The organism is Variovorax sp. GW823-FHT04B03 (genome assembly GCF_058796495.1).
Genome location: NZ_JBXAIT010000001.1, coordinates 1004773 through 1030092, shown reverse-complemented (window position 1 = coordinate 1030092; position 25320 = coordinate 1004773). Strand labels below are relative to the sequence as shown.

General features: G+C 68.1%; 21 protein-coding genes. 8 read left to right on the top strand and 13 right to left on the bottom strand.

The window, feature by feature from the left end; translation table 11 throughout:
* The first annotated feature begins 20 nt into the window (after positions 1–20).
* Complete coding sequence (yihA, locus tag AC1RAD_RS04600) at positions 21–758, top strand: ribosome biogenesis GTP-binding protein YihA/YsxC (protein ID WP_095948319.1); 738 nt, start codon at positions 21–23, stop codon at positions 756–758.
* A 90-nt stretch (positions 759–848) separates the two neighbouring features.
* On the top strand, positions 849–1763 hold the full coding sequence (locus AC1RAD_RS04595) for an alpha/beta fold hydrolase (protein WP_369631360.1): 915 nt from the start codon (positions 849–851) through the stop codon (positions 1761–1763).
* Here AC1RAD_RS04595 and AC1RAD_RS04590 read toward each other — a convergent pair.
* Complete coding sequence (locus AC1RAD_RS04590; RefSeq protein ID WP_159278442.1) at positions 1757–2641, bottom strand: LpxL/LpxP family acyltransferase; 885 nt, start codon at positions 2639–2641, stop codon at positions 1757–1759. The genes AC1RAD_RS04595 and AC1RAD_RS04590 overlap by 7 nt on opposite strands.
* Positions 2638–3537 carry a lysophospholipid acyltransferase family protein gene (locus AC1RAD_RS04585; RefSeq protein ID WP_492686189.1) on the bottom strand — a complete coding sequence of 300 codons (900 nt, stop codon included), beginning with the start codon at positions 3535–3537 and terminating at the stop codon, positions 2638–2640. The genes AC1RAD_RS04590 and AC1RAD_RS04585 overlap by 4 nt, the downstream gene beginning before the upstream one ends.
* 232 nt (positions 3538–3769) lie before the next feature.
* On the opposite strand from AC1RAD_RS04585, the gene metK reads away from it, so the two are divergent.
* Entirely contained in the window at positions 3770–4954 is a 1185-nt protein-coding gene (gene metK / locus AC1RAD_RS04580) for a methionine adenosyltransferase (protein WP_062471813.1), read from the top strand.
* A gap of 74 nt (positions 4955–5028) precedes the next feature.
* Here the strand turns inward: metK and AC1RAD_RS04575 are convergent, their stop codons facing one another.
* Genes AC1RAD_RS04575 through AC1RAD_RS04560 form a run of 4 tightly spaced genes read right to left on the bottom strand, consistent with a single transcriptional unit; the run spans position 5029 to position 10731 of the window.
* On the bottom strand, positions 5029–7155 hold the full coding sequence (locus tag AC1RAD_RS04575; protein ID WP_492734056.1) for a TonB-dependent receptor domain-containing protein: 2127 nt from the start codon (positions 7153–7155) through the stop codon (positions 5029–5031).
* Positions 7156–7192: 37 nt separating this feature from the next.
* On the bottom strand, positions 7193–7405 hold the full coding sequence (locus tag AC1RAD_RS04570; protein WP_070059960.1) for a hypothetical protein: 213 nt from the start codon (positions 7403–7405) through the stop codon (positions 7193–7195).
* Positions 7402–8604 carry a PepSY-associated TM helix domain-containing protein gene (locus AC1RAD_RS04565; RefSeq protein WP_492734055.1) on the bottom strand — a complete coding sequence of 401 codons (1203 nt, stop codon included), beginning with the start codon at positions 8602–8604 and terminating at the stop codon, positions 7402–7404. Before AC1RAD_RS04565 ends, AC1RAD_RS04570 begins: the two co-directional genes overlap by 4 nt.
* 30 nt (positions 8605–8634) lie before the next feature.
* Positions 8635–10731: a TonB-dependent siderophore receptor gene (locus tag AC1RAD_RS04560; RefSeq protein ID WP_492734054.1), complete on the bottom strand. Its 2097-nt coding sequence runs from the start codon at positions 10729–10731 to the stop codon at positions 8635–8637.
* 174 nt (positions 10732–10905) lie between these two features.
* Between AC1RAD_RS04560 and AC1RAD_RS04555 the strand changes: the two genes are divergently transcribed.
* Both AC1RAD_RS04555 and AC1RAD_RS04550 read left to right on the top strand, forming a co-directional pair.
* On the top strand, positions 10906–12498 hold the full coding sequence (locus AC1RAD_RS04555; protein ID WP_492734053.1) for a phospholipase D family protein: 1593 nt from the start codon (positions 10906–10908) through the stop codon (positions 12496–12498).
* A gap of 271 nt (positions 12499–12769) precedes the next feature.
* Positions 12770–14950: a TonB-dependent receptor gene (locus AC1RAD_RS04550; RefSeq protein WP_492734052.1), complete on the top strand. Its 2181-nt coding sequence runs from the start codon at positions 12770–12772 to the stop codon at positions 14948–14950.
* Between the two features lie 7 nt (positions 14951–14957).
* On the opposite strand, the gene AC1RAD_RS04545 is transcribed toward AC1RAD_RS04550, so the two are convergent.
* Genes AC1RAD_RS04545 through AC1RAD_RS04525 form a run of 5 tightly spaced genes read right to left on the bottom strand, consistent with a single transcriptional unit; the run spans position 14958 to position 19022 of the window.
* Positions 14958–15647 carry an amino acid ABC transporter permease gene (locus tag AC1RAD_RS04545; RefSeq protein WP_159278447.1) on the bottom strand — a complete coding sequence of 230 codons (690 nt, stop codon included), beginning with the start codon at positions 15645–15647 and terminating at the stop codon, positions 14958–14960.
* The gene (locus tag AC1RAD_RS04540) at positions 15647–16384 is read right to left on the bottom strand and encodes an amino acid ABC transporter permease (RefSeq protein WP_159273998.1); all 738 of its coding nucleotides are present in this window, start codon (positions 16382–16384) and stop codon (positions 15647–15649) included. The genes AC1RAD_RS04545 and AC1RAD_RS04540 overlap by 1 nt, the downstream gene beginning before the upstream one ends.
* 55 nt (positions 16385–16439) lie before the next feature.
* Positions 16440–17366: a transporter substrate-binding domain-containing protein gene (locus AC1RAD_RS04535; protein WP_492734051.1), complete on the bottom strand. Its 927-nt coding sequence runs from the start codon at positions 17364–17366 to the stop codon at positions 16440–16442.
* 22 nt (positions 17367–17388) lie between these two features.
* A complete protein-coding gene (locus tag AC1RAD_RS04530) occupies positions 17389–18561 on the bottom strand; it encodes a trans-sulfuration enzyme family protein (RefSeq protein ID WP_492734050.1) in 1173 nt (390 codons plus the stop codon).
* Positions 18562–18569: 8 nt separating this feature from the next.
* Positions 18570–19022: a hypothetical protein gene (locus AC1RAD_RS04525; RefSeq protein ID WP_492734049.1), complete on the bottom strand. Its 453-nt coding sequence runs from the start codon at positions 19020–19022 to the stop codon at positions 18570–18572.
* A 97-nt stretch (positions 19023–19119) separates the two neighbouring features.
* Here AC1RAD_RS04525 and AC1RAD_RS04520 point away from each other — a divergent pair, with 97 nt between their 5' ends.
* Positions 19120–20055: a LysR substrate-binding domain-containing protein gene (locus AC1RAD_RS04520; protein WP_447741337.1), complete on the top strand. Its 936-nt coding sequence runs from the start codon at positions 19120–19122 to the stop codon at positions 20053–20055.
* On the opposite strand, the gene AC1RAD_RS04515 is transcribed toward AC1RAD_RS04520, so the two are convergent.
* Positions 20036–22258: a copper-transporting P-type ATPase gene (locus AC1RAD_RS04515; protein WP_492734048.1), complete on the bottom strand. Its 2223-nt coding sequence runs from the start codon at positions 22256–22258 to the stop codon at positions 20036–20038. The genes AC1RAD_RS04520 and AC1RAD_RS04515 overlap by 20 nt on opposite strands.
* 155 nt (positions 22259–22413) lie before the next feature.
* On the bottom strand, positions 22414–22905 hold the full coding sequence (locus tag AC1RAD_RS04510; protein WP_095743735.1) for a cupredoxin domain-containing protein: 492 nt from the start codon (positions 22903–22905) through the stop codon (positions 22414–22416).
* 376 nt (positions 22906–23281) lie between these two features.
* On the opposite strand from AC1RAD_RS04510, the gene AC1RAD_RS04505 reads away from it, so the two are divergent.
* Both AC1RAD_RS04505 and groL read left to right on the top strand, forming a co-directional pair.
* Entirely contained in the window at positions 23282–23572 is a 291-nt protein-coding gene (locus tag AC1RAD_RS04505) for a co-chaperone GroES (protein ID WP_056572926.1), read from the top strand.
* Between the two features lie 55 nt (positions 23573–23627).
* Positions 23628–25283 carry a chaperonin GroEL gene (gene groL / locus AC1RAD_RS04500; RefSeq protein ID WP_042579049.1) on the top strand — a complete coding sequence of 552 codons (1656 nt, stop codon included), beginning with the start codon at positions 23628–23630 and terminating at the stop codon, positions 25281–25283.
* Positions 25284–25320 lie beyond the last annotated feature (37 nt).

Below are 25320 nucleotides of genomic sequence, written 5' to 3'. Positions count from 1 at the left end.
CCCGTTCCGAAAGCCCATTGATGACCTCCCCGCGCGCCAAGTCCGCCGCTTATCCTCCCCGCGCGGCCCCTGCCGTGGACCCGCAGGTCGCTGAACGCGAGCGCGTGGCCCTCGGTTGGCTGCACACCGCCCACTTCCTGACCAGCGCTCCGCAACTCGAGCACCTGCCCCCGGTCGACCTGCCCGAGATCGCTTTTGTCGGCCGATCCAACGCCGGCAAATCGACCGCCATCAACACCCTGACGCAGCAGACGCGCCTGGCCTTCGCCTCGAAGACGCCGGGCCGCACGCAGCACATCAACCTGTTCGGCATCGGCAAGCAGAAGGTCGACGACGCCGTGCTGGCCGACCTGCCCGGCTACGGCTATGCCGCCGTGCCGAAGGAAGCCAAGCTGCGCTGGCAGCGCGTGATGGGCAACTACCTCATGACGCGCGAAAGTCTGCGCGGGGTTGTCCTGATGTGCGATCCGCGCCACGGCATGACCGAGCTCGACGAGATCTTGCTCGACGTGATCCGTCCGCGCGTCGAGCAAGGCCTCAAATTCCTCGTGCTGCTGACCAAGTCCGACAAGCTCACGCGCACCGAAGCCGCCAAGGTGCTGTCGATTACGCGACTGAACGCCGGCGGCGGCGAGGTCAAACTGTTCTCGGCCCTGAAGAAGCAAGGGGTCGGCGAAGCGGCCGAGCTGCTGTGGCGCTGGGTGCACCCCGACGACGCCGCGCCAACGCCCGCGCCGCCACCGGCCGAAGACGCCTGATGCGCTAGAGGAACCGGCTGCATCGAGCGCCTCGCCTGCGAAGTTCACTATCAAAACAATAGCGACAGTCAACCCAAGGAGACACGAAGCATGATCGAGACCTTCCAACGCAGCCTGCCCAACGGCACCACCCTGAGTTGCCGCGCCGCCGGCAAGCCGGGCCAGCCGCTGATGGTGTTCCTGCACGGCTTTCCCGAAGCCGCGTTCATCTGGGACGAACTGCTCGCCTACTTCTCGGACCCGGCCCACGGCGGCTACCGCTGCGTGGCGCCCAACCTGCGCGGCTTCGAGAAGTCCAGCGCCCCCACGGAGGTGGCCGACTACAAGGCCCACCTGCTGATCCAGGACATCCAGCAGCTCGTGGCCACCGAGAGCGCCGACGGCACCATGGCCGCGCTGGTGGCCCACGACTGGGGCGGCGCCTTCGCCTGGGGCTACGCCAACGCCTTCCCGCAGCAGGTCGGCAAGCTGGTCATCATCAATTCGCCGCACCCGGGCACCTTCACGCGCGAGCTGCGCAACAACCCGGCGCAGCAGCAGGCCAGCGCCTACATGCACTTCCTGGCGCGCCCCGACGCCGAAGCCCTGCTCGCGGCCGACGACTTCAAGCGCATGTGGCCCTTCTTCCTCTTGATGAAGGCCGGCCCGGACGGCTTCGGCTGGCTCACCGAGGAAGTGAAGCAACAGTACCGCGAGGTCTGGAGCGCGGGCCTCACGGGCGCCTGCAACCTGTACCGCGTGACGCCGATGAAGCCGCCGCTGCCGGGCCAGACCGTCGACAGCATTCCGGTGTTGCCGCGCGAACGCCTCACGGTGACCATGCCGACCTTCGTGTTCTGGGCGCTCGACGACGCAGCCCTGCTGCCGGGCCTGCTCGAAGGGCTGGAAGACTACGTGCCCCAGCTCGAGGTCAAGAAGGTGCCGAACGCCACCCACTGGATCGTGCACGAGCAGCCGCAGCTGGTCGCGCGCGAGATCGAGGGCTTCCTGGCCCGCAATCAGTAAATCGGCGGCTCGCCCTCGGGGCGGGTCTTGAACCTGCGGTGCACCCAGTAGTACTGGGACGGCATCGTGTCGATGTAGCCCTGCAGGCGCTCGTTCATGAGCGCCGTGTCGGCCTCGACGTCGTCGGTCGGGAAGTTCTGCCACGCCGACAGCACCTGGATCTCGTAGCCGCCCGGCGTGAGCTTGGCCACCACCGGCACCACCTTGGCCTTGCCCAGCCGCGCGAAGCGCGAGAGCGACGGCACGGTGGCCGCCTGCACGCCGTAGAAGGGCACGAAGATGGTCTGGTCGCGCCCGAAGTCCATGTCGGGCAGCAGGTACAGCAGGCCGCCCTTGCGCAGCCCCGCGAGGATGGGCTTGATGCCGTCCACCCGGTTGAGCGCCGCCACGTCGCCGAAGCGCGTGCGGCCTTCGCGGATCCAGGCGTCGACCATCGGGTCGCGCTGGGTCGTGTAGATCGTGGCCGACGGGCGCGCCGTGTGCATGGTGAGCGCGGTGGCCGCGGCATCGAGGCCGTAGAAGTGCGGCGCGAACAGGATCATCGGCGCGTCGCCCTCGGCGATTTCGCGGATCTCCGAGGCAGAACCGACGATCTTCAGCCGGCTCTTCACCACCTTTTCGGGCGCATGCCAGAGCCAGCTGCGGTCGAGCCACGACTGCGCGACGAAGACGAAGGTCTCGCGCGCGATGGCGCGGCGCTCGGCCTCCGACTTTCCGGGGAAGCACAGGGCCAGGTTCCGGTCGACCACGCGCCGCCGCGGCACGGCGATGGTGTGCAGCAGGCGGCCGAGGACCCTGCTGAAGCCGCGCACGAGCGGCAGGGGCAGCGGGGCCAGCACGCGCATGAAGCCGATACCGAGTCGGGAACTGAGGCTCATGGCGCAGCCCCTCCGGCGGCATTGGCCACCACGGCGGGTTCGCCGCGCGGCTCTTTGTAGCGCGCGTAGTCCCAGACGTACTGGCCGGGCAGGCTGTGGATCAGGCGGCCGATGCCGTCGTTCATGGCGGCGGCGGCGTCCTCGATGGACGCCTCGGGGTCGGTGAGCGCGGTGCCGACGATCGGCTCGAAGCGGATCACGTAGCCCGCGCCGCGCGGCAGGCGCTCGCACACGCTGAGGAAGCAGGCGGCGCCGGTCTGTTGGGCCAAACGGGGAAGCAGGGTCATGGTGTAGGCGGGGCGGCCGAGGAAAGGCGCCCACACGCCCTGCCCCAGCGGCGGCACCTGGTCGGGCAGGATGCCGGTGTAGCCGCCGCCGCGCAGCGTGCGGATCAGGCCGCGCACGCCGGTGTTGTTGGTCGGCAGGGTCTGCAGGCCGGGCCGGTCGCGCGAACCCGCGGCGATCAGGTCGGCCATCCATTTCTTGCGCGCCGGACGGAACAGCGCGGTGATCGGCCCGAAGTCCGCGAGAAAGCGCTCGCCGATGGCCTGGCCGCACATCTCCCAGCTGCCCAGGTGCGGCGCCACGAGGATCACGCCCTTTTTCGCGCGCATCGCGGCCTCGAAGGCCTCGACGCCTTCCCAGCGCACCACGCGCGTCAGCACGCTCTCGCCCTGCGGGCGCAGCCACAGCCAGGGCAGCTCGGACGCCATGTGGCCGGCGGCGGCGATGGCGGGACGGTACTGCGCGGGCGAGAAGCCGGCGCTCTCGGCGTTGGCCTTGAAGCGGCGGCGGTAGTCCGGCGCGCACCACCAGACCAACCATCCCAGCAAGGCGCCGAGCCGATGCATCAGCGGCATCGGCACGCGGGCAAGCAGGCGGAACAGGGTGATCATTGAATGGGGAGGGGGAGAGAGTCAGGGAGGGTCAAAAGGCGGACGCGCGCGCATGGTATTGCGCGGCTCGAATAGAATGCAAATTGTCGCCGAGTTACGGAACAACTTGCAGGGCGACACCCACAAGCGCGAATGCGATTGTGTCCCGTCGATTCATCGACATCTGCTAAAGCGTTCGCCAGGGCTCCGCAGAGTTGGCAACGCGCCAATTGAACTTCAAGGAGTGACCACAGTGGCGAACGACTTTCTCTTTACTTCCGAATCGGTTTCCGAAGGCCATCCCGACAAGGTCGCGGACCAGATCTCGGACGCGATCCTCGACGCGATCTTCGAACAAGACCCCCGCAGCCGCGTCGCCGCCGAAACGCTGACCAACACCGGCCTCGTGGTGCTTGCCGGCGAGATCACGACCAACGCGCACGTCGACTACATCCAGGTCGCGCGTGACACCATCAAGCGCATCGGCTACGACAACACCGAGTACGGCATCGACTACAAGGGCTGCGCGGTGATGGTCTGCTACGACAAGCAGTCCAACGACATCGCCCAGGGCGTGGACCACGCCTCCGACGACCACCTGAACACCGGCGCCGGCGACCAGGGCCTGATGTTCGGCTACGCCTGCGACGAAACGCCCGAGCTGATGCCCGCGCCGATCTACTACGCGCACCGCCTCGTGGAGCGCCAGGCCCAGCTGCGCAAGGACGGCCGCCTGCCCTTCCTGCGTCCCGACGCCAAGAGCCAGGTCACGATGCGCTACGTGGACGGCAAGCCCCACAGCATCGACACCGTGGTGCTCTCCACGCAGCACAGCCCCGACCAGAGCGAAACGCCGACCAAGATGAAGGCCTCGTTCAACGAAGCCATCATCGAGGAGATCATCAAGCCCGTGCTGCCCAAGGAATGGCTGCAGAACACGCGCTACCTGATCAACCCGACCGGCCGCTTCGTCATCGGCGGCCCGCAGGGCGACTGCGGCCTCACCGGCCGCAAGATCATCGTCGACACCTACGGCGGCGCCTGCCCGCACGGCGGCGGCGCGTTCTCCGGCAAGGACCCGTCGAAGGTCGACCGCTCGGCCGCCTACGCCGCGCGCTACGTGGCCAAGAACATCGTGGCCGCCGGCCTGGCGCGCCAGTGCCAGATCCAGGTGGCGTACGCCATCGGCGTCGCCCAGCCGATGAACATCACGGTCTACACCGAAGGCACCGGCGTGATCCCCGACGAGAAGATCGCCGAGCTCGTGCGCGAGCACTTCGACCTGCGTCCGAAGGGCATCATCCAGATGCTCGACCTGCTGCGCCCGATCTACCAGAAGACCGCCGCCTACGGCCACTTCGGTCGCGAAGAGCCCGAGTTCACCTGGGAAGCCACGACGCAAGCGGCCGCACTGCGCGCTGCAGCCGGCCTCAAGTAAGCACTGCGATTACCGGGTCTCAAGGCCCGCCGTCCCCTCGGGGCGGCGGGCCTTTTCATTTCATGGCGCGTTCTTCAGAAGCGGTACGCGCCGCTCAGGCCCACCGTCCAGCTGCGCCCAGGCGCGGGCTCGTAGAAGCGCGCATTGCCTTCGTTGACGATGACCGAGCCCATGTAGCGCCGGTCGAACAGGTTGTCGACGCGCGCGAAGGCGTTGAAGTCCCAGCGCTCCCACTTCTTCAGGTAGCCGGCATACAGCGCCGCCACGGCGTAGCCGTGCGCGCTCGCGGTGTTCAGGTCGTTGGCCTGGATGCGGCTCAACGCGCGCATCTCGACGCCCGCGCGCCAGCCCTCGGGCGGCACCCAGCCGAGCGAGGCGAACAGCGACTGGCGCGCGATGCCCGGGATGCGGTTGCCCGCGTTCACGGCATTGCCGCCCGCGCAGGGCGACGGCGAGCAGAACGCATTGCGGTAGGTCGCGTCCAGCCACGTGTAGGCGACCTGCGTGCGCCAGTGGTCGGCCGTTTCGTGCTGCCAGCCCAGTTCGAAGCCGTTACGCCGCGTGCGCCCCGCGTTCTGGAAGGTGGCGCGGCCGCCGCTGTTGGTGGCGGTCACGATCTCGTCGCGCGTGCGCGTGTGGAACAGCGCCGCCGTCAGCAGGCCGCCGGCCAGCCGCGCCTTCGCTCCCACCTCGAGGCTGTCGTTCACCGACGGCCGCAGCCCGAAGTTGAGCCCGCTCGCCCCGCCCGGGCGGTACGACAGCTCGTTGAGCGTCGGCGTCTCGAAGCCCCGGCCGACCGAGCCGTACACCGCGAGATCGGGCGTGGCCTGGTAGCGCAGCGAGGCCACGGGCAGGGTCTTGCTGTAGCTCGCGCTGCCGCTGTCGTTGCGGTTGGCACCGGCTATGTACAGGTCGTGCGAATCGAAGTGCACGCGGCTGCGGCGCACGCCGGCCTCGAGCGTCCAGCGCTCCGCGAAACGCCAGGCGGCCTGCGCATACGGATCGAGATTCCAGACCTCGTTGCGCTCGTTGCGGCGCAGCCGCCCCTGCACGCCCAGCAGGGGCGCGGCCACCGGGCCCTGGTAGTTCTCGTAGCCGCGGCGGCGCTCGCGCAGGCTGTCGTAGCCCAGGCCTGCCACGAGGTCGAAGGGCCGGTCGGCCAGCTGCAGCGCGGCGGTCCAGCGCAGGTCGACGCCGCCGTACTGGCGCGAGAGGTCGATCACGCCGCCCGCGTGCAGCGGACTCTGCTGCGCGGACGGCGGGATCGACTGGAACTGCACCGTCTTGCGCTCGCCGCCATAGACCATGAACTGCAGCGCCTGCTCGGCATTGAGGCGCCGCTCGTAGCGCAGGCCGACCTGCGTCTGCTCGACCGTCTTGCGCGTGTCGTACTGCAGCGCCAGCGGCGCCTTGCGCGGTGCCTGCGCGACCTGCTCGGCCGTCAGGCCCAGCGGGTCTTGCGCCTCGATGCGCACGCTGTTGAACACCAGCGTGAGTTTGTCGCCGTTGTCGAGTGCGATGCCCAGCTTGCCGTTCGCGATGTTGCGCCGCGCGGCACTCTGCTCGCGCCAGCCGTCGGTGCGAAAGTGGCTCGCGCCGAGCAGGTAGTCGACCGCGCCCTGCGAACCGCTCAGCTGCAGCGACTGGCGCCAGCTGCCGAAGCTGCCGCCGGCCAGCGAGTACGACAGGCGCGGCGCGCCCTCCCCCGATGCGGTGAACGCCTGCACCACGCCGCCCGACGAATTGCCGTACAGCGCCGAGAACGGCCCGCGCAGCACTTCGACGCGGTCGACCGAGCCGATGTCGATGTTCGAGGTCTGCCCCTGCCCGTCGGGCAAGGTGGCCGGAATGCCGTCGACGTACAGGCGCACGCCGCGCACGCCGAAGGTCGAGCGCGCGCCGAAGCCGCGCACCGACAGCTGCAAGTCCTGCGCGTAGTTCATGCGGTTCTGCACCTGCAGGCCGGGCACGGCGCCCAGGCTCTCGGACAGGTTGACCTGCATCCGGCTGTCGCGCATCTCGTCGCCATCGACGCGGTCGACCGAGCCGGGCACGAGAAACGGAGACAGCGTGCCGCGCGGCGTCGAAACGGTGACATCGCGCAGCGTGCCGGCCGGCGACGTGGCGGGCTGCTGGCCGTGCACGGCCAGCGGAGCGCCCAGGATCAGCAGGCGAAGCGGGTAGGAGAGTGCGGCATTCATCGGCACCGATTCTGCGTCGGTGCCCTGCCCCTTTCGCCTAGCGCGAACCCGTGCGCGGCGAGCGGCGCCAGCCGTACCAGGCGCACACGAGCACCGGAATGCCCAGGCCCACCCAGGCCACCATGTCGCCGAGGCCGCCGTCGCTGAACAGCGCGGTGATCAGGCCGACGGTGGTCATAACGCCCAGCGCGATGGGCCAGCCCCACATGCGCCAGAAGGACTGGTGCGGTGCCTTGTGGTGCGTCGTCATGCCTGCACCTTCATGGCCGGTGCCGGGTCGGGCTGCGGGCCCGATGCCGAGGGCGGCGCGCGCTCCGTGGCGGGCGCCGCAGTCGTGGCAGTCCGTGCCGGCACGGTGTTGCCACGCTTGAGCCACAGGTACAACCCGCTGCCCAGCACGATGATGGTCGCGATGTCCAGCAGCGCCCACAGGATCTGCATCGGCATGCCGCCGTAGTCGCCGAAGTGCAGCGGCTGCGACACCAGCAGGCCCGTGAGGTACCACGGCATCTTCGGCGCTGCCGTCACCTCTGCGGTCTTGGCATCGACCAGCACCGGCTGCAGCAGCTTCGAGGTGAAGGGCTCGTTGCCGCGCAGGAAGAAGGTCGTGTGGTGCGGGCTCGAGAACGAGGTGCCCGGGAACGCGATGAACGACAGCTTCATGCCGGGCGCCTTCTGCATCGCGCCTTCCATCGAGCGCTGCAGCGAGCCGCGCTCGGCCACCGGCACCACCGGCTCGTTCTTGTAGGGCGCGAGCAGCGTGCTGAGCTGGTCGTACTGCCAGTACTTGATGATCAGGTCGGCCCAGGTGTTGATCATGCCGGTGGAGCCCACCACGAACAGCCACACCAGCGTGACGATGCCCAGCAGGTTGTGCAGGTCGAGCCACTTCAGGCGCGGACGCTTCTCGCGCCGCACGGTACCGAAGTCAAGCTTGCGCATGAACGGCGAGTACAGCACCACGCCCGAGACGATGGCCACCAGCAGCAGAAGCCCCATGAAGCCCAGGAACAGCTTGCCCGGCAGCCCGGCGAACAGGTCGACGTGCAGCTTGAACATGATGTACATGAAGCCCTGGCTGAACTCCGGCTGCGCCAGCACGACGCCGGTGCGCGCATCGACCGCCACCGACTTGAAGTCTTCGGTGGGCTCGGGCGTGGGCGTGAGCGTGACGAACCACAGGCCGTCGTCGTCCTCGGGCTGCGAGACGAACTGCACCACGCGGTCGGGGTGCTTGGCGCGGCCGATCTCGACCACCTTGTCCAGGCTGATGCGCGGCGTGTTCGCCGGCATCTTCGGCGCCTCGACCTCGGTGCCCAGCAGGTGGCCGATCTCGTGGTGGAAGATCAGCGGCAGGCCGGTGATGCACAGCAGCAGCATGAACACCGTGCAGACGAGGCTGCTCCACTTGTGCACCCAGGCCCAGGTCTTGATCTTTCGGCTGTCCATGTCGTCGTGCGTCGTTGGGTGGTGAAAAGGCTAGAAGCGGTAGGTGGCGCTCGCCACGATGTTGCGTCGCGCACCGTACCAGCAGTCACCGCGCGACAGGCAGGTGCTGAAGTACACCTTGTCCGTCACGTTGTTGATGTTGAGCGCATAGCGCCACTGGGCCGTATCGTAAGCAAACACCAGGTCGGCCAGCGCCACACCGGGGATGCGCGGGCCGGTGCCGAACTGGGTGTCGCGGAACGAACTCATCACGCGCACGCCGGCGCCGGCCGAGAAGCCGCTCATGCCGGCCACCGAGAACCTGTACTTGGCCCAGAAGCTGGCCTGGTGCTTGGGCAGGCCTTCGATCTGCGCGTCGGCGTCGGTGTAGTTGTAGTGGGCGATCAGGTCGAGGTTGGGGCCCACCGAGCCCTTGGCTTCCAGTTCCACGCCCCGGGTCTTGGTCAGGCCGCGCTGCGAGAACACCTTCGGCTGCTCTTCGACGATCTGGTTCTTCTCGCGCAGGTCGTACACCGCGGCGCTGAAGGCCATGGCGCGATTCTTCGGCTCGTACTTGACGCCCGCTTCCCACTGCTCGCCGCGCAGCGGCGAGAAGATGCGGCCTTCGCGCGGCGACTGCGGCGTGAACGACTCGCTGTAGCTCAGGTACGGCGACCAGCCCGAGGGATGGGCGTACATCACGCCCAGGCGCTTGGTGGTGGCGCTGCTCTTTTGCTCGTCGCTGCCGGCGGCGCTGGACACGGCCCGGTCATGACGCAGGCCGGCCACGAAGATCCAGTTGTCGAGCTTGATCTGGTCCTGCAGGTACAGGCCGGTCTGGCGCTGGCGGGTGCGCGGACGCGCCACGCGCTCGGGTTCGTCCACGTGGCCGTACACCGGCGCATAGAGGTCGATGGTGTCCGCGGTGGTGCCGCCCCAGACGTTCTCGCGCTGGCGCGCGAAGTCCGCGCCCACGAGCAGCGTGTGCTGGAGCGCGCCGGTCTGGAAGTGGCCTTCGACGTGGTTGTCCAGGGTCTGCGTGCGGTTGCGGGTCAGCTGGCTGTCGAAGTAGCGGGGGAACACGCGCTTGAAGATCGGGTCGGTCGACCAGCTGTCGAAGCCGCTGAACGCGCCGCCGTAGTGGTAGCGGTTGTCGTTTTCGTTCTTCGCGTAGCGGAAGTTCTGGCGCACGGTCCAGCTGTCGTTGAACTTGTGCTCGAACTGCCAGCCGAAGGTCTGGCGCTCGCTGTTGTAGTAGTCGCCGGCCTCGCCGATGAAGCGGCTGGCCGGCACGCGGCCGTTTGGGTTCGGCAGCAAGGTGCCTTCCCACGGCAGGAATTGCGAGCTGCTGCCGCTCTTGTCTTTTTGCCACAGCCCCTGCAGCGTCAGCGAGGTCGCCGCGTTGGGCCGCCAGGTGAGCGAGGGCGCGATCACGCTGCGGTCGTCTGGCACGTTGTCGACCTGCGAATCGGACTTGCGCTGCAGCGCGATCAACCGGTACGACAGCGAGCCGTCGGCATTCAGCGGACCGGTCAGGTCGGCCTGCACCTGCTTGCGGCCGAAGCTGCCGAACTGCACGCCCACCTCGCGCTGGGCCTCCTGCAGCGGCCGCTTGCTGACCATGTTGACCACGCCCGCCGCGGTGCCCGCGCCGAACAGCATGCCCGAGGGGCCGCGCAGCACTTCGAGGCGCTCCAGCGTGTAGGGCTCGGTGCGCGTGGTGCTGGTGTAGTAGCCGTAGGCCTGGCGCAGGCCGTCCAGGTAGATGTCGGGATAAGCGCCGCGCACGCGGATCGAGTCGGTGCGCGAATCGACACCGTAGGCGTCGGAGCGCACGCCCGCCGCATAGTTGAGGGCGTCCTGCAGGTTGTTGGCGCCCTGGTCGACCATCTGGTCGCGCGTGATCACGGTGACGGACTGCGGCGTTTCCGAGAGCGGCGTGTCGGTCTTGGTGGCGGTGACGGCGTTCTTCGCGCGGTAGCCGATCACGGGCGAGGTGGCGGTCTCGGCTTCGGCATTTGCATCGACGCGCACTTCAGGGAGCGAGCCCGTGCCGCCCGTTTGCGCCAGAACGTGCTGCTGCGCGTAGATCGCCAGGCAGCCCACCAGCACCGAAGCGGCCCTGCGCCGCGCCCTCATTCTTGCCATGTTTTTATTGCTCATTGAACACTATTGATAACAATTCGCATTCTATTGTCAAGAAAGTCGCGGTCCACGGGTTTTCCAGCACACGGGGGCGAAGCGTTGCAAAACCGCCGCGGTCGCCGTCGCGCGCCGGGCTACGATGCCGCCCGCACGCCCTTGCGTGCGCTGACAGGCCCCATGCTCAAGCTCCTCGCCTCGTTGTTTCCTGCGCTGCGCGGCCCGGCGCTGGTGCTGGTCGTGCTGGTGCTCACCGGCTGCGCCGGCCTGCCGCCGCGCCTGCCCGATGGGCCGCCCTCGATCGCCATTCCCGCTTCGGCCGCCACCCCAATCGGCCATGCCGCCGCCAGCCTCGATTCGCCGCCCGACGGGCTGTCGAGCATGCGGCCGCTGATCGAGGCCTCGTTCGCGCTCGATGCGCGGCTGGAGCTCATCCGCCGCGCCCGAGCCTCGCTCGACGTGCAGACCTACCAGCTCGGCAACGACAAGACCGGCCGCCTGCTGCTGCGCGAACTGCGCGACGCCGCCCGGCGCGGGGTGCGCGTGCGGCTGCTGCTCGACGACTTCTACACCGCCGGCATGGACCGCCTGCTGCTCGGGCTGGCCGCCGAGCCCAACGCGCAGGTGCGGCTGTTCAACCCTTTCGTGAACGCGCGCGACCATTCGTCGCTGCGCTGGCTGGAGTTCTTCGGCGATTTCCGGCGGCTCAACCACCGCATGCACAACAAGCTGTTCATCGCCGATGGCGCCATGGCCATCGCCGGCGGACGCAACCTCGCGGACGAGTACTTCCTGCGCAGCGAGAGCGCCAACTTCATCGACTTCGAGCTGCTGCTGGCCGGCCCAGTGGTGCCGCAGTCGGCCGGGATCTTCGACACCTACTGGAACAGCGACGTGGTCTACCCGCTGCAGCGCATGGCCGGCACCACGCTCACGCCCGACGAGCTCAAGGCCGCCTTCGACGCCGCGACCTCCCCCGCCTTCGCGCCGCTGCCCGATCCGCTGGCCGCCACCGACCTGCTGGGCGACCTGCCGCTGGGCGCGCAGCTGGACAACATCGGCGAGACGCGCTGGATCCGCGCCGAGGCCGCCGCCACCGCCGACAGCCCGAACAAGGCCCTGGGCACGATGGCGCGCCCGCAGGAGTCGCTGGCGCAGCGCTTCCACGAGATGCTGGGCGCCGCGAAGTCGAACGTGGTGGTGATCTCGCCCTACTTCATTCCCGGCGACGAGGGCATGGAGCGCATCCGCATGGGCCGCGACCACGGCCTGAGCATCACCGTGGTCACCAACTCGCTGGCCGACAGCGACGAGCCGCTGGTGAACATCAACTACAACCGCTACCGCGTCGACATGCTCAAGCTGGGCGTGAACCTGTACGAGGTGAGCACGCAGCAGCTCAAGCGCAGCGGCCAGTTCCGCAGCCTGCTCAAGAAGGCGCGCGGGCGCCTGCACGCCAAGCTGGCGCTGGTCGACCGCCAGTGGGTGCTGCTGGGCTCGATGAACCTCGACCCGCGCTCGGCCCTGCTGAACACCGAGTTCGGCGTGCGCGTGCGCAGCTTCGAGCTCACGCAGGCGCTGCTCTTCGCCTACCAACTGGACGACATGGAAGGCGTGTACCGCGTCGTGCTCAAGCCCGACGGCCAGAACGTGCAATGGATCGGCACCGGCGACGTGCACAACGAGGTGCTCGACAGCGAGCCCGACTCCAGCATGCTCACGCGCCTGCAGCTGCTGCTGTTCTCGTGGTTCGTGCCGACCGACCAGCTGTGAGCGGCGGGCGGGCGGCCCCGCGTCGCATCCTTGCCACAAATGCAAACGCCTCGCATTTAGCTCTTTAGAATTCAGCCCGCCGCGTCCAGCGGCCGTCATGGCGTCCCGCCACGGAGCTTCTTCCGTCCGCGCTGCGCCATTGCCTCACCCAGACATTTCCAGTTCAAGGCAGGGCACGACAACGCCCTTCGTCTCTCGCGACGAAGGGCGTTGTCGCGTACGGCTGCGCCTGCGCGGCGGCGCCCTCCAAGAACAAGCACAACCGGACAACATGAAGCCCTCTTCCCGCACAGCCACCCGCACCGCCACCCCCTCGCGCCCGCTGTGGCCCCTTTCGCTGCTGGCCGGCGCCGCCCTCGCGTCGCTGTCGGGCGTCGCGCTGGCACAGACCGCTGCCTCGACCCTGAAGGAAGTCACCGTCAGCGCCGAGGACGACAAGGGCTACGCCCCGGCCGCCACCAGCACCGCCACCAAGGGCAGCGCGCCGCTGCGCGACGTGCCGCAGGCCGTCAACGTGCTGCCCGAGCAGCTGCTGCGCGACCAGGGCGCCGTGTCGATGCAGGACGCCCTGCGCAACGTGCCGGGCGTGAGCTTCAACCACGGCGACGGCCAGCGCGACCAGGTCGTGATCCGCGGCTTCAGCGGCATCTCCGACTGGTTCGTCGATGGCGTGCGCGACGACGCGCTGTACTTCCGCGACCTCTCGGACACCGAGCGCATCGAGGTGCTCAAGGGCCCGGCCGCCGTGCTCTACGGCCGCGGCTCCTCGGGCGGCCTGATCAACCGCGTGACCAAGAAGCCGGTGTTCGAGCGCCGCTTCGGCGAGGTCTCGCTGGGCCTGGGCAGCCACCACTACACGCGCAGCACGATCGACCTGAACACGCCCATCGGCGAGAACATGGCGTTTCGCCTGAACGTGGCGGGCGAGCAGTCGGACAGCTACCGCAACCAGCAATTCACCGACCGCCACAACATCGCGCCCTCGCTGGCGATCAAGTTCAGTCCGCAGACCGACCTGCTGCTGCAGTACACGAACCTGCGCGACCAGCGCCTCACCGACTTCGGCATTCCGGCGCTCAACGGCCGCCCGGTCGACGTGCCCATCGGCGCCTACTACGGCTCCGCGCACGGCAAGCGCGACGACACCGTGACCAGCAAGGTGCAGACCTTCACCGCCACGCTGAACCACCGCTTCAGCGATGCGCTGAGCCTGCGCAACACCACGCGCTATGCGAGCTACCACCTGGACCGCAACAACACACTGCCCAGCGGCACCACCGACCCGGTGCGCCTGACGGTGGGCCGCACGCGCGGCATCGTCGACCGCGACGAGAGCGGCTGGTTCAACCAGACCGACCTGACCTGGCGCAACGACCTGGGCGGCTTCAAGCAGGAGTGGCTGGTCGGCGCCGAGTTCGGCGTGCAGCGCAAGCGCCTCTTCAGCGTGTCCTCGGCCACGGGCTACGAGCGCGTGAGCCTGTTCAACCCGGTGGTCGATCCGCAGCCGATTCCGCTCGCCACCTACCTCGCCGACGGCGCGATCCCGAGCAACAGCGAGTTCAAGACCGCGGCCGTCTACGTCCAGGACCAGATCACGCTGGCGCCGCACTGGAAGGCGCTGATCGGCGGGCGCTACGACGTGTTCAAGCAGGACACCAGCTTCGAGCGCAAGCTCGCGCCGCTGGAGCGCACCGACCGCAAGTTCAGCCCGCGCGCCGGCGTGGTGTGGCAACCCGACACGGTGCAGTCGTACTACGTGTCGTACAGCCGCTCGTTCCAGCCCTCGGGCGAGAACTTCGCGCTGTCCACCGGCAACATCGACAACGCGCCCGAGATCACCGTCAACAAGGAAATCGGCGCCAAGTTCGACCTGCTCGACGGCGGCCTGAACCTCACGACCGCGCTGTTCAACCTGGAGCGCTCGGGCATCAAGAACACCGACCCGAACAACCCGCGCCGCCAGATCAACGTCGGCACGCAGCGCACCAACGGCCTGGAGCTCGCGCTCAACGGCCGCCTGCCGGGCCGCTGGGACGTGAGCGCGGGCTATGCCTACCTCGACGCGAAGATGACCAAGTCGCTCGCCACCGTCAGTTCGCTGCAGCTGCCCGTGGGCGCCGCGATCCCGGTGCAGGGCAAGACCGCCGCGCTCACGCCGCGCCACTCGGCCTTCGTGTGGGCCATGAAGGACCTGGGCCACGGCTTCAGCGCCGGCGGCGGCCTGAACTACGTCAGCGCGCGCTATGCCTCGCTGAGCAACCTCGTCACGCTGCCCTCGTACCTGACCGCCGACCTCGCGGCCAACTACAAGACCGAGCGCTACGAGATCGCGCTGAACCTGAAGAACATCGCCAACCGCAAGTACTACGTGTCGGCCCACGGCAGCGTGGACAACCTGATCCTGCCGGGACCGGGGCGCGAGGTGCAGCTGACGCTGCGCGCGAAGTTCTGAGAACGCATCAGGTTGCCGCCGCCACCTTGCGCCGTTGCAGCCAGGTGACCCACCAGGCGCCCGCCGTGCACAGCACCAGGTAGACGACGGCGACCAGGATGTAGACCTCGACCACGCGCCCGTCGCGTTGCCCCACCTTGCTGGCGGCGCCGAGAAAGTCGTTCAGGCTGATCACGTAGACCAGCGAGGTGTCCTTGAGCAGCGCGATGGTCTGGTTGATGAGCGAGGGCGTCATGTTGCGAAACGCCTGCGGCAGGATCACGTGCCGCATCGCCTGCCCCGGCGACATCCCCAGCGACTGCGCCGCCTGCATCTGGCCGGCGCGCACGCTGCCGATGCCGGCGCGGATGATCTCGCAGTAGTAGGCGGACTCCGCGAGCACGAACGCCACGAGCGCGGCATAGATCGGCCCGACGCCGAGGTTCGGGTCGCCGGTCACGGCGCGCAGCACCACCGGCATCAGGAAGTAGATCCACAGGATCGTGAGGATCAGCGGGATCGAGCGGAACAGGTTCACGTACCCCGCCACGAGCGCCGCCACCGGCCGCGGCGCAAAAATCCGCGTGATCGCCAGCAGGGTCCCCAGGCCGATGCCGGCGGCCATGGAGGCCGCCACCAGCAGGGCGGTCATCTGCAGGCCCTGCAGCAGGTAGGGCCAGGCGCGCTGCAGGGCGACCCAATCGAAGTCGTAGCCCATCACGCGGCGCCCAGCAGCCCGGGCACGCGCACCCGATGCTCGATGCGGCGCATCAGCACGATCACGCCGTAGGTGATCGCCATGTAGATGAGCGTCGCCACGATGAAGGCCTCGAAGGGATGGGCGCTGAACTCGCTGAGCTGGCGCGTCTGCCCGGTGAGCTCCATGAGCCCGATCGTCAGCGCGACGGCCGAGTTCTTGAACACGTTCAGGAAGTCGGACGTCAGCGGCGGGATGACGATGCGCAGGGCCTGCGGCAGGATCACGTAGCGGTAGGCCGCCACGGTTCCCAGGCCCATCGCCATGGCCGCCTGCTTCTGGCTGCGCGGCACCGACTCGATGCCCGCGCGCACCTGCTCGGCCGCCTTCGCCGCCGTGTAGAGCGTGAGGCCCACCAGCACGGTGAGGAACTGGTTCGCGGTCGGGTTCATCTGCTTGATCGCATGGCCCCAGGCGGTCGGCAACAGCTCGGGCACCACGAAGTACCAGAGAAACAGCTGCACCAGCAGCGGCGTGTTGCGAAAGCAGTGGATGTACACCGCCGACAGCGCGCGCGCCGTCCGGTGGGGCAGCGTGCGGGCCACGCCGGCGATCAGGCCCAGGCCCAGTGCCAGCGTCCAGGCCAGCAGCGACAGCGCGACCGTCCACAGCAACCCGCGCACCAGCATCAGGCCGTACAGGCCCTCCCCCGTGACCGAGGGTTTGAAGAAGATCAACCAATCCCAGGTGTAGTGCATCGCGAAAGGTGCCGGGAGGCGGTTCGGTTCGTGAAGGGGTGGCCGCGCCCGCGCCTTACAGCGGCTGGTCGCTCGGATGGCGCACGAGCTCCTGCATGTCGGGCGACATCGGGAAGTTGACCGTCACGCTGCCCTTCACCGCGATGGGCTTGAGGAAGTACTTCTCGTACAGCGCGGTGAACTCGCCCGATCGCATCATCCCGGTGATCACGCCGTCGACGAGCTTCTTGAACGCCGCGTCGCCCTTGCGCAGCATGCAGCCATAGGCTTCCTTCTGCTGCGGCACGCCGACCACCTCCCAGTCGGCCGGGTTCCTGGCGCGGGCGATGTTGCTGAACAGAATGATGTCGTCCTGCGTCGCGGCCACCGCGCGCCCCGTCTCCACGGTCAGGAAGTTCTCGTTGATGTCCTTGGCCAGGATGATCTGGATGCCCCACTTGTTCTTCTCGTTGAGCTGCCGCAGCATGCGCTCCGCCGTGGTGCCCGCGCTGACCACGACGTTCTTGCCCACGAGGTCGGCCCAGTGCTTGATGCCGGAGTTCTTGCGCACCAGCAGCCGCGCGCCCACGACGAAGAAGGTCGTCGAGAACGACACCTGGTTCTGCCGCTCGGCGTTGTTGGTGGTCGAGCTGCACTCCAGGTCGACCGTCTGGTTGGCCACCAGCGGAATGCGCGTCTGCGGCGTGACTTCCAGGGTCTTGACCTCCAGCCGGGCGAGCTGCAGGTCCTTCTTCACCTGGGCGACCACGCGCTGCGAAATTTCCCAGGCGAAGCCGGCCTGCTTGTTGTGGTCGTCCAGGTAGTTGAACGGGATCGAGGCGCCGCGCGTGGCCACCGTGATCGCCCCGGTGTCCTTGATCTTCCTGAGCGTGCCGTCCAGCGGCGATGCGGTCTGCGCGGCAACGCCGGCGCACAGCGCGAGGCCGGCCATGGCGAGGAGGGAACGGATCAACGCGGCGTGAAGGGTCGGCTTGAAAGTCATCGCGGGCTCCAGGTGTCGGGGGTCAGAGGTCGAAACGCGTGGCGCAGGCGTCCAGTGCGCCCAGCAGCTCGTCGCGCAGGGCCTGCGGGTCGTCCAGGCCGATCGACAGGCGGATGACCGGCCCTTCGACGTCGCAGAAATTGCGCCTGACGAGTTCCTCCGCCGGGTAGAAGGCCGCGATGCTGCGCACGCCGCCCCAGCTGGCGCCGATGGCAAAACGCTTCAGGCCGGCGAACAGCGCCCGGTAGGCGTCGTAGGGGCAGTCCACCAGCTGCAGCGACATCACGCAGCCGGGCTGCGCGAAATCGCGCGCCCACAGCGCATGGTCCGGCGCGCCGGGCAGCGCCGGAAAGAGCATGCGGCGCACGAGGCGGTGCGCGGCGAGTTGCCCGGCGATCAGGCGCGCGCTGGCGGCCTGGCGCTCCATGCGCACCTGCATCGTGTCCAGGCCGCGGGCCACCAGGAAGCAGTCCTCCGGGCTCACGGCCAGCCCCATCAGCGACTGCAGGCCGCGCAAGGACCGGTACAGGCCTTCGTCCTGGGTGGTGACGCTGCCCATCAGCACGTCCGAATGGCCGCCCATGTACTTGGTGCATGCGTGCACGCACAGGTCGACGCCGTGCGCCAGCGCGGCAAAGCCCAGCGGGCTGGCCCAGGTGTTGTCGATGGCGGTCAGCACGCCACGGGCCCGCGCCACGGCGGTGATCGCCGGCACGTCCTCGACTTCCATCGTCACCGTGCCGGGCGACTCCAGCCAGATGAGCCGCGTGTTCGGGCGCACGAGGCGCTCGATGCTCGCGCCGATGCGCGGCGCGTAGAACTCGACCTCGATGCCCAGCGCCTGCAGCCGCTCGACGGCGAAGGACTTGGCCAGGCCGTAGGCGGCATCGGTCATCAAGAGGTGGTCGCCCTGCTTGAGCAGCGCGAGCAGCACGCCGCAGATGGCCGCCTGTCCGGAAGGAAAGACGATGCCGTGCGCGGCGCCGTCCAGCTCGGCGATGCGCGCCTCGAGGGCGCGCTGCGTCGGCGTGCCCGTCGTGCCGTAGCTGAAGCCGTCCGGCAGGCGGGTGCGGCGATGCACGAAATCGTCGAGCGAGTCGAACACGACCGTGGAAGCGCGCCACACCGGCGGCGCCAGGCTGGCGAAGGCGGCGTCTGCAGGGGACGTGCCGGGATGGGAGGTGGAAGGGTTCACGGTGGAAGTCAGTTCGCGGGGGCCGACTCGATGAGCTGCAGCGCGTGCTTCATCTGCTCGACGGCCATGGTTTCGAGATCGGTGTAGACCTTCATCTCCACGCCCAGGCGGGTGAAGGTTTCGCGGGCGGTGGCGATCCGGGCCGGGTCCTGCGTCTTCGGGTTGGCCAGCGCCGCCTCCAGGCGCTTGTACTCGCTGGTGAGCAAGGCCGGCTGCTCGCCGAGGGCACGCAGGCCGGCGTTGGTCATCGAACGGATGCGCAGCAGCATCTTCACGTCCGACTGCTCCATCTCGCCCTGCGCCCGCTCCAGCGCCAGCCTGGCGGCCACCGCCTGCGGGCTGTCGGGCTTGCGGGTGGCCGCAAGGGTCTGGAACCTGGCGACGTCGCTGGAAAAGTCGTGCGCCCATGCGGGCGCCGCACACGCCAGGACCGTCACTGCAAGCGCTGTTCGAAGGTTCATCTCGCGTCTTTCGGGAAGTGGCTGAAGACACCAACTCTAGGACGCTGGAGATAATCCGGATCGCGCCCGAAATTCTTTCTCCATAAGCGGTTGTTATATGTTGCTCCGAGAGATCGAGGTGTTCCGTTCCGTGATGTCCGTGGGCTCCGCGAGCAAGGCGGCTGCGCTGCTGGGCGTGACGCAGCCGGCCATCAGCCAGTCGCTGCGCAGGCTCGAGGAAGCCGCGGGCTTTCCCCTGTTCCGCCGGCTGCGCGGCCGCCTGCACCCCACGCCCGAAGCGCAGGCGCTGCTGACCGAGGTCGAGCGCGTCTTCGTGGGCCTGAGCAGCATCGAGCACCGCATGCGCAGCCTCAAGCGCTTCGGCGTCAACACGCTGCGCATGGCGGTGTACCCGGCCTTCGGCCTGAGCTTCGTGCCGCGGGTGCTGTCGCGGCTGGTGGCCGAGCGCGGCGACGCCGACGCCCGTCCGCAGATTTCGCTGCAGGTGCTCAGTTCGCGAGAGGTGCACGAGGCCGTGCTGGGGCGCCAGGTCGACTTCGGGCTGATGGCCGACGAGATGCCGACGACCGGCCTGGAGCACTCCGAATTCGCGCGCTTTCCGGGCGTGGTGGTGATGCATGCCAAACACCGGCTGGCCCGCGCCAGGACCATCCAGCCGCATCAACTCGCCGAAGAGCCCTTCCTCGCGCTCAACCCGGAAGATGCGTCCCGGCGCCGCCTGGAGCGGGCCCTGGCGGACTGCAACGTCGCATTGAGCGTGCTGGTCGAGACCCCGTACGCGGCCAGCGTGTGCGAGATGGCCCTGAGCGGCATGGGCATCGGCGTCGTCAACCCGGTCACCGCGCTGGAGTACGCGCAGCGCGGCCTGGCCGTGCGCCCGCTGTCGCTGGAGGTGTCCTTCGCGGGCATGCTGGTGCTGCCGCCGGGACAGCCGCTGTCCGGCCTGGCGGTGCGCGTGCTCCAGCTCATGCGCATCCAGCTGGCCGAAGACCAGAAGGCCCTGGCGGGCCTTCTCAAGCCTCGCGCCAGGTAGCGCCACGCAGGCGCAAGGCATTGGTGATCACCGAGGCCGAGCTCAGGCTCATCGCCAGCGCCGCGATCATCGGCGACAGCAACCAGCCCGTGAACGGGAACAGCACGCCCGCGGCCAGCGGCACGCCCAGGGCGTTGTAGAGGAAGGCAAAGCCGAGGTTCTGCTTCATGTTGGCGATGGTCTGCTCGGAGATCACGCGCGCCTGCGCAATGCCGCGCAGGTCGCCCTTGACCAGCGTCACCTGGGCGCTGTTCATCGCGACATCGGTGCCGGTGCCCATCGCCACGCCGACGTCGGCCTTGGCGAGCGCAGGCGCGTCGTTGATGCCGTCGCCGGCCATCGCGACGATGCGGCCTTCGCGCTGCAGCCTGTCGACCAGCGCGAGCTTGTCGGCCGGCTTCACTTCGCCGTGCACCTCGTCGATGCCCAGCTTCGCGGCGACGGCGCGGGCCGTGGTCAGCCCGTCGCCGGTGGCCATGATGACGCGCAGCCCCGAGGCCTTGAGCGCGGCCAGCGCCTCCAGCGTGGTGGACTTGATCGGGTCCGACACCGCGAGCAGGCCGGCGGCCTGGCCGTCCACCGCCAGGAACATGACACTCGCGCCCTCGGCCCGCAGGGCCTCGGCCTGCGGCTTGAGGTCGTCGACCCGCACGCGCAGCTGTGCCATGAGCGCCGTGTTGCCCAGCGCCAGCTTCCGGCCGGCCACGGCGCCGCTCACGCCGATGCCGCTGCTGGATTCGAAACCCTCGGGCGTGTCCAGCGCCAGCTGGCGCTCGCGCGCCGCCCGCACGATGGCGTCGGCCAGCGGGTGCTCGCTGCCCTGGTCCAGGCTGGCCGCAAGGCGCAGCACCTCGTCCGCGGTGAAGCCCGGCGCAGGCACCGCGCGCTCGAACTGCGGCCGGCCTTCCGTCAGGGTGCCGGTCTTGTCGACGATGAGCGTGTCGACCTTGCGGAAGTTCTCGATCGCCGCGGCATCGCGGAACAGCACGCCCTGCGTGGCCGCCTTGCCGGTGGCCACCATGATCGACATCGGCGTCGCGAGGCCGAGCGCACAGGGGCAGGCAATGATGAGCACCGCCACGGCATTGATGAGGCCGTAGACCCAGCTGGGCTGCGGCCCGAAGAAGCCCCAGGCGAAGAAGGTCAGCACCGCGATGGCGATCACCGTCATCACGAAGTAGCCGGCGACCTGGTCGGCCATCCGCTGCATCGGCGCGCGCGAGCGCTGGGCCTGCGCGACCATCTGCACGATGCTCGCGAGCACGGTCTGCGAGCCGACCTTTTCCGACTGCATGACGAGGGCGCCGTTCGTGTTGAGCGTCGCGCCGATGAGCTTGTCGCCCACGCGCTTGGTCACGGGCAGCGGCTCGCCGGTGAGCATCGACTCGTCGACCGCGCTGCCGCCTTCGATCACCACGCCGTCCACCGGCACCTTCTCTCCGGGGCGCACGCGCAGCTTGTCGCCCACATGCACGTGGGCGATGGGCACGTCTTCCTCGGTGCCGTCGGCGCCGATCCGGCGCGCCGTCTTGGGCGCGAGCCCCAGCAGCGACTTGATGGCCGCGGAGGTTTGCGAGCGCGCCTTGAGCTCGAGGATCTGGCCCAGCAGGGTGAGCGAAATGATCACCGCCGCCGCTTCGAAGTAGACCGACACGCGCCCCATCGACACGAACGACGCGGGGAACACGCCGGGCGCCACCGTGGCCACGACGCTGTAGACAAAGGCGGCGGCCGTGCCCAGGCCGATCAGGGTCCACATGTTCGGGCTGCGGTTCGCCACCGACTGCACCGCGCGCACAAAGAACGGCCACCCGGCCCACAGCACGATGGGAACAGTGAGCACGAGCTCGATCCAGCTTTGCGTGCCCATCTCGAACCACTGCAGGCGGTGGCCGGCCATGGCGAGCACGGTGACGGCGACGCTGAGCGGCAGCGTCCAGAAGAAGCGCCGCTTGAAGTCTTTCAGCTCGGGATCTTCGCCCTCGTCGAGGGTCGGCATCTCGGGCTCCAGCGTCATGCCGCACTTGGGGCAATTGCCCGGGTGGTCCTGCCGGACCTCCGGGTGCATGGGGCAGGTGTAGACCGTGCCCTCCGCAGCGGGCTGCGCAGGGCCCGCGGGCGCATGCCCGTGCGATGCGTGGTGATCGTGGTGGTCGTGATGACCGTGGGGGTGTCCTGCGTGCCTGGTGGACGTGTCGTTCATTCGCGTTCTCCGACAGGAAAGGGGGAAGCCCTTGAGGGGGAAGCGATCAGTGTCCAGGTTGACACGATGTGAAGGTCAAGCCCTGTCGCGCGATACCCTGGAAGAAAAAGCGCCGGCATGGCGGCCGGCGCGTGAAAGACGCGTGCGCAGGACGCTCACTTGCCGGCCTTGCCCACCAGCACCGCGCCCTTCATTCCGGCGTCGTAGTGGCCCGGCTGCAGGCAGCCGAAGTCGACCTTGCCGGCCTGGGTGAACTGCCAGACGATCTCGCCGGTCTTGCCCGCGGCCAGCGTGACCATGTTCGGATCGGCGTGCTCCATCTCGGGGTTCTTCTTCATGGCCTCGTAGTGCGCCAGCAACGCCTTCTCGGTCCCGAGCACGAGCTCGTGCTTCAGGACGCCGGAGTTCTTGACGACGAAGCGCACCGTCTCGCCCTGCTTGACCTTGATGTCCGCCGGCGTGAAGCGCATCGAGTCCGTCATGTCGACCTGGACCGTGCGCGTCACCTTGGCGGCCACGCCAGGCTTGCCGACGGCGGCCTCGGCATCGTGGCCGTGGCCACCGGCATGGGTGCCCGAGGCAAAGGCGCCGGCAGCGGCCAGTGCGGCTCCTGCGGCGAAAACGGTGTTGCGGAAGGTGTGTGTCATGGTGTCCTTGGAGGTTGCCGGGATGCCGCGACTCTAGGAAGCCAAGCCCGTCCACCACCGATCACCCGGATTACAAAAAAGCAATCTGCGCGCGCGACCCTCTGCATTGGCGACATCGGCATCGCCTTATTTTGCCCGGGCAAAATAGCCAAAAACTTCCCGGCCAATGGCACCCCGACACCCGGTGTTTCCCCTGAAAGGCCCGGCTGTGCCAAACGGCGGCAAGGGCGCCGCCCTTGAAAGGGCATCGAATGCCCTTATGATTAGCACTCGCTGCTGACGAGTGCTAACAGCCCTCCCATCCAGTCGACAGGTCGCCGGTTTCTCCGGCGCCCGACCACAAACAAACCCGTTTCTTACCCTTCCAGGAGATGCAATGAAACTTCGTCCTTTGGCCGATCGCGTGATCGTCAAGCGTGTTGACAGCGAAACCAAGACCGCCTCCGGCATCGTCATCCCCGACGCAGCCGCCGAAAAGCCCGATCAGGGTGAAGTCCTGGCCGTGGGCCCGGGCAAGCGCAACGACAAGGGCGAACTGGCCGCACTGACCGTCAAGGTCGGCGACCGCGTCCTGTTCGGCAAGTACAGCGGCCAGACCGTCAAGGTCGATGGCGACGAACTGCTCGTGATGAAGGAAGACGACCTGTTCGCAGTCGTCGAGAAGTAATTCTTCTCCTCCCTTTCGATCCCATCCAATCCAATCCATTCGGAGTTAATTCATCATGGCAGCAAAAGACGTAGTCTTCGGCGGCGAAGCCCGCGCACGCATGGTCGAGGGTGTCAACATCCTGGCCAACGCAGTCAAAGTGACCCTGGGCCCCAAGGGCCGCAACGTGGTGCTCGAGCGTTCGTTCGGCGCCCCCACCGTGACCAAGGACGGTGTGTCCGTGGCCAAGGAAATCGAACTCAAGGACAAGCTGCAGAACATGGGCGCCCAGCTCGTGAAGGAAGTGGCCTCCAAGACCAGCGACAACGCTGGTGACGGCACCACGACCGCCACGGTCCTGGCCCAAGCCATCGTTCGCGAAGGTTTCAAGCTGGTGGCTGCCGGCATGAACCCGATGGACCTGAAGCGCGGCATCGACAAGGCTGTCACGGCCCTGGTCGCCGAGCTGAAGAAGGCTTCCAAGCCCACCACCACCTCCAAGGAAATCGCGCAAGTCGGCTCCATCTCGGCCAACAGCGACGAAACCATCGGCAAGCTCATCGCTGACGCGATGGACAAGGTCGGCAAGGAAGGCGTGATCACCGTGGAAGACGGCAAGTCGCTGGACAGCGAACTCGACGTCGTCGAAGGCATGCAGTTCGACCGCGGCTACCTGTCGCCCTACTTCATCAACAACCCCGAGAAGCAATCGGCGCTGCTCGACAACCCCTTCGTGCTGCTGTTCGACAAGAAGATCAGCAACATCCGTGACCTGTTGCCCGTGCTGGAGCAAGTCGCCAAGGCGGGCCGTCCGCTGCTGATCATTGCCGAAGAAGTCGAAGGCGAAGCCCTGGCGACCTTGGTCGTGAACACGATCCGCGGCATCCTGAAGGTCGTGGCTGTGAAGGCACCTGGCTTCGGCGACCGCCGCAAGGCCATGCTGGAAGACATCGCCATCCTGACGGGCGGCAAGGTCATCGCTGAAGAAGTGGGCCTGACGCTCGAAAAGGTGACGCTGGCCGACCTGGGTCAAGCCAAGCGCATCGAAGTGGGCAAGGAAAACACGATCATCATCGACGGCGCTGGCGCTGCTGGTGACATCGAAGCCCGCGTGAAGCAAGTTCGCGTTCAGATCGAAGAAGCGACCAGCGACTACGACCGTGAAAAGCTGCAAGAGCGCGTGGCCAAGCTGGCCGGCGGCGTGGCAGTGATCAAGGTTGGCGCTGCCACCGAAGTCGAAATGAAGGAAAAGAAGGCTCGCGTCGAAGACGCCCTGCACGCCACCCGCGCTGCAGTGGAAGAAGGCGTTGTGGCTGGCGGCGGCGTGGCACTGCTGCGTGCCAAGCAAGCCGTGGGCGAGTCGGTCAAGGGCGACAACGCTGACCAGGAAGCCGGCATCAAGCTGGTGCTGAAGGCCATCGAAGCGCCCCTGCGCGAAATCGTGAACAACGCCGGCGGCGAAGCCTCGGTGGTGGTGAACGCTGTGCTGGCCGGCAAGGGCAACTACGGCTTCAACGCTGCGAACGACACGTACGGCGACATGCTCGAGCTGGGCATCCTGGACCCGACGAAGGTCACCCGCACCGCACTGCAGAACGCCGCTTCGGTGTCCTCGCTGCTGCTGACGACCGAAGCCATGGTTGCTGACGCACCCAAGGACGAGTCCGGCGCCGGCGGCGGTGGCATGCCCGACATGGGTGGCATGGGCGGCATGGGCGGCATGGGCATGTAATTTCGCTCGCCCCCAGGCTGCGCGGCACTTCGTGTCC

Coding starts and splice junctions, on each gene's coding strand:
- AC1RAD_RS04555 (WP_492734053.1), top strand. CDS start 10,906: ATGCTCAAGCTCCTCGCCTCGTTGTTTCCTGCGCTGCGCGGCCCGGCG.
- AC1RAD_RS04590 (WP_159278442.1), bottom strand. CDS start 2,641: ATGAGCCTCAGTTCCCGACTCGGTATCGGCTTCATGCGCGTGCTGGCC.
- AC1RAD_RS04560 (WP_492734054.1), bottom strand. CDS start 10,731: ATGGCAAGAATGAGGGCGCGGCGCAGGGCCGCTTCGGTGCTGGTGGGC.
- AC1RAD_RS04510 (WP_095743735.1), bottom strand. CDS start 22,905: ATGACACACACCTTCCGCAACACCGTTTTCGCCGCAGGAGCCGCACTG.
- AC1RAD_RS04505 (WP_056572926.1), top strand. CDS start 23,282: ATGAAACTTCGTCCTTTGGCCGATCGCGTGATCGTCAAGCGTGTTGAC.
- AC1RAD_RS04525 (WP_492734049.1), bottom strand. CDS start 19,022: ATGAACCTTCGAACAGCGCTTGCAGTGACGGTCCTGGCGTGTGCGGCG.
- AC1RAD_RS04515 (WP_492734048.1), bottom strand. CDS start 22,258: ATGAACGACACGTCCACCAGGCACGCAGGACACCCCCACGGTCATCAC.
- AC1RAD_RS04545 (WP_159278447.1), bottom strand. CDS start 15,647: ATGGGCTACGACTTCGATTGGGTCGCCCTGCAGCGCGCCTGGCCCTAC.
- groL (WP_042579049.1), top strand. CDS start 23,628: ATGGCAGCAAAAGACGTAGTCTTCGGCGGCGAAGCCCGCGCACGCATG.
- AC1RAD_RS04535 (WP_492734051.1), bottom strand. CDS start 17,366: ATGACTTTCAAGCCGACCCTTCACGCCGCGTTGATCCGTTCCCTCCTC.
- AC1RAD_RS04570 (WP_070059960.1), bottom strand. CDS start 7,405: ATGACGACGCACCACAAGGCACCGCACCAGTCCTTCTGGCGCATGTGG.
- AC1RAD_RS04520 (WP_447741337.1), top strand. CDS start 19,120: ATGTTGCTCCGAGAGATCGAGGTGTTCCGTTCCGTGATGTCCGTGGGC.
- AC1RAD_RS04585 (WP_492686189.1), bottom strand. CDS start 3,537: ATGATCACCCTGTTCCGCCTGCTTGCCCGCGTGCCGATGCCGCTGATG.
- AC1RAD_RS04540 (WP_159273998.1), bottom strand. CDS start 16,384: ATGCACTACACCTGGGATTGGTTGATCTTCTTCAAACCCTCGGTCACG.
- AC1RAD_RS04595 (WP_369631360.1), top strand. CDS start 849: ATGATCGAGACCTTCCAACGCAGCCTGCCCAACGGCACCACCCTGAGT.
- yihA (WP_095948319.1), top strand. CDS start 21: ATGACCTCCCCGCGCGCCAAGTCCGCCGCTTATCCTCCCCGCGCGGCC.
- AC1RAD_RS04575 (WP_492734056.1), bottom strand. CDS start 7,155: ATGAATGCCGCACTCTCCTACCCGCTTCGCCTGCTGATCCTGGGCGCT.
- AC1RAD_RS04565 (WP_492734055.1), bottom strand. CDS start 8,604: ATGGACAGCCGAAAGATCAAGACCTGGGCCTGGGTGCACAAGTGGAGC.
- AC1RAD_RS04550 (WP_492734052.1), top strand. CDS start 12,770: ATGAAGCCCTCTTCCCGCACAGCCACCCGCACCGCCACCCCCTCGCGC.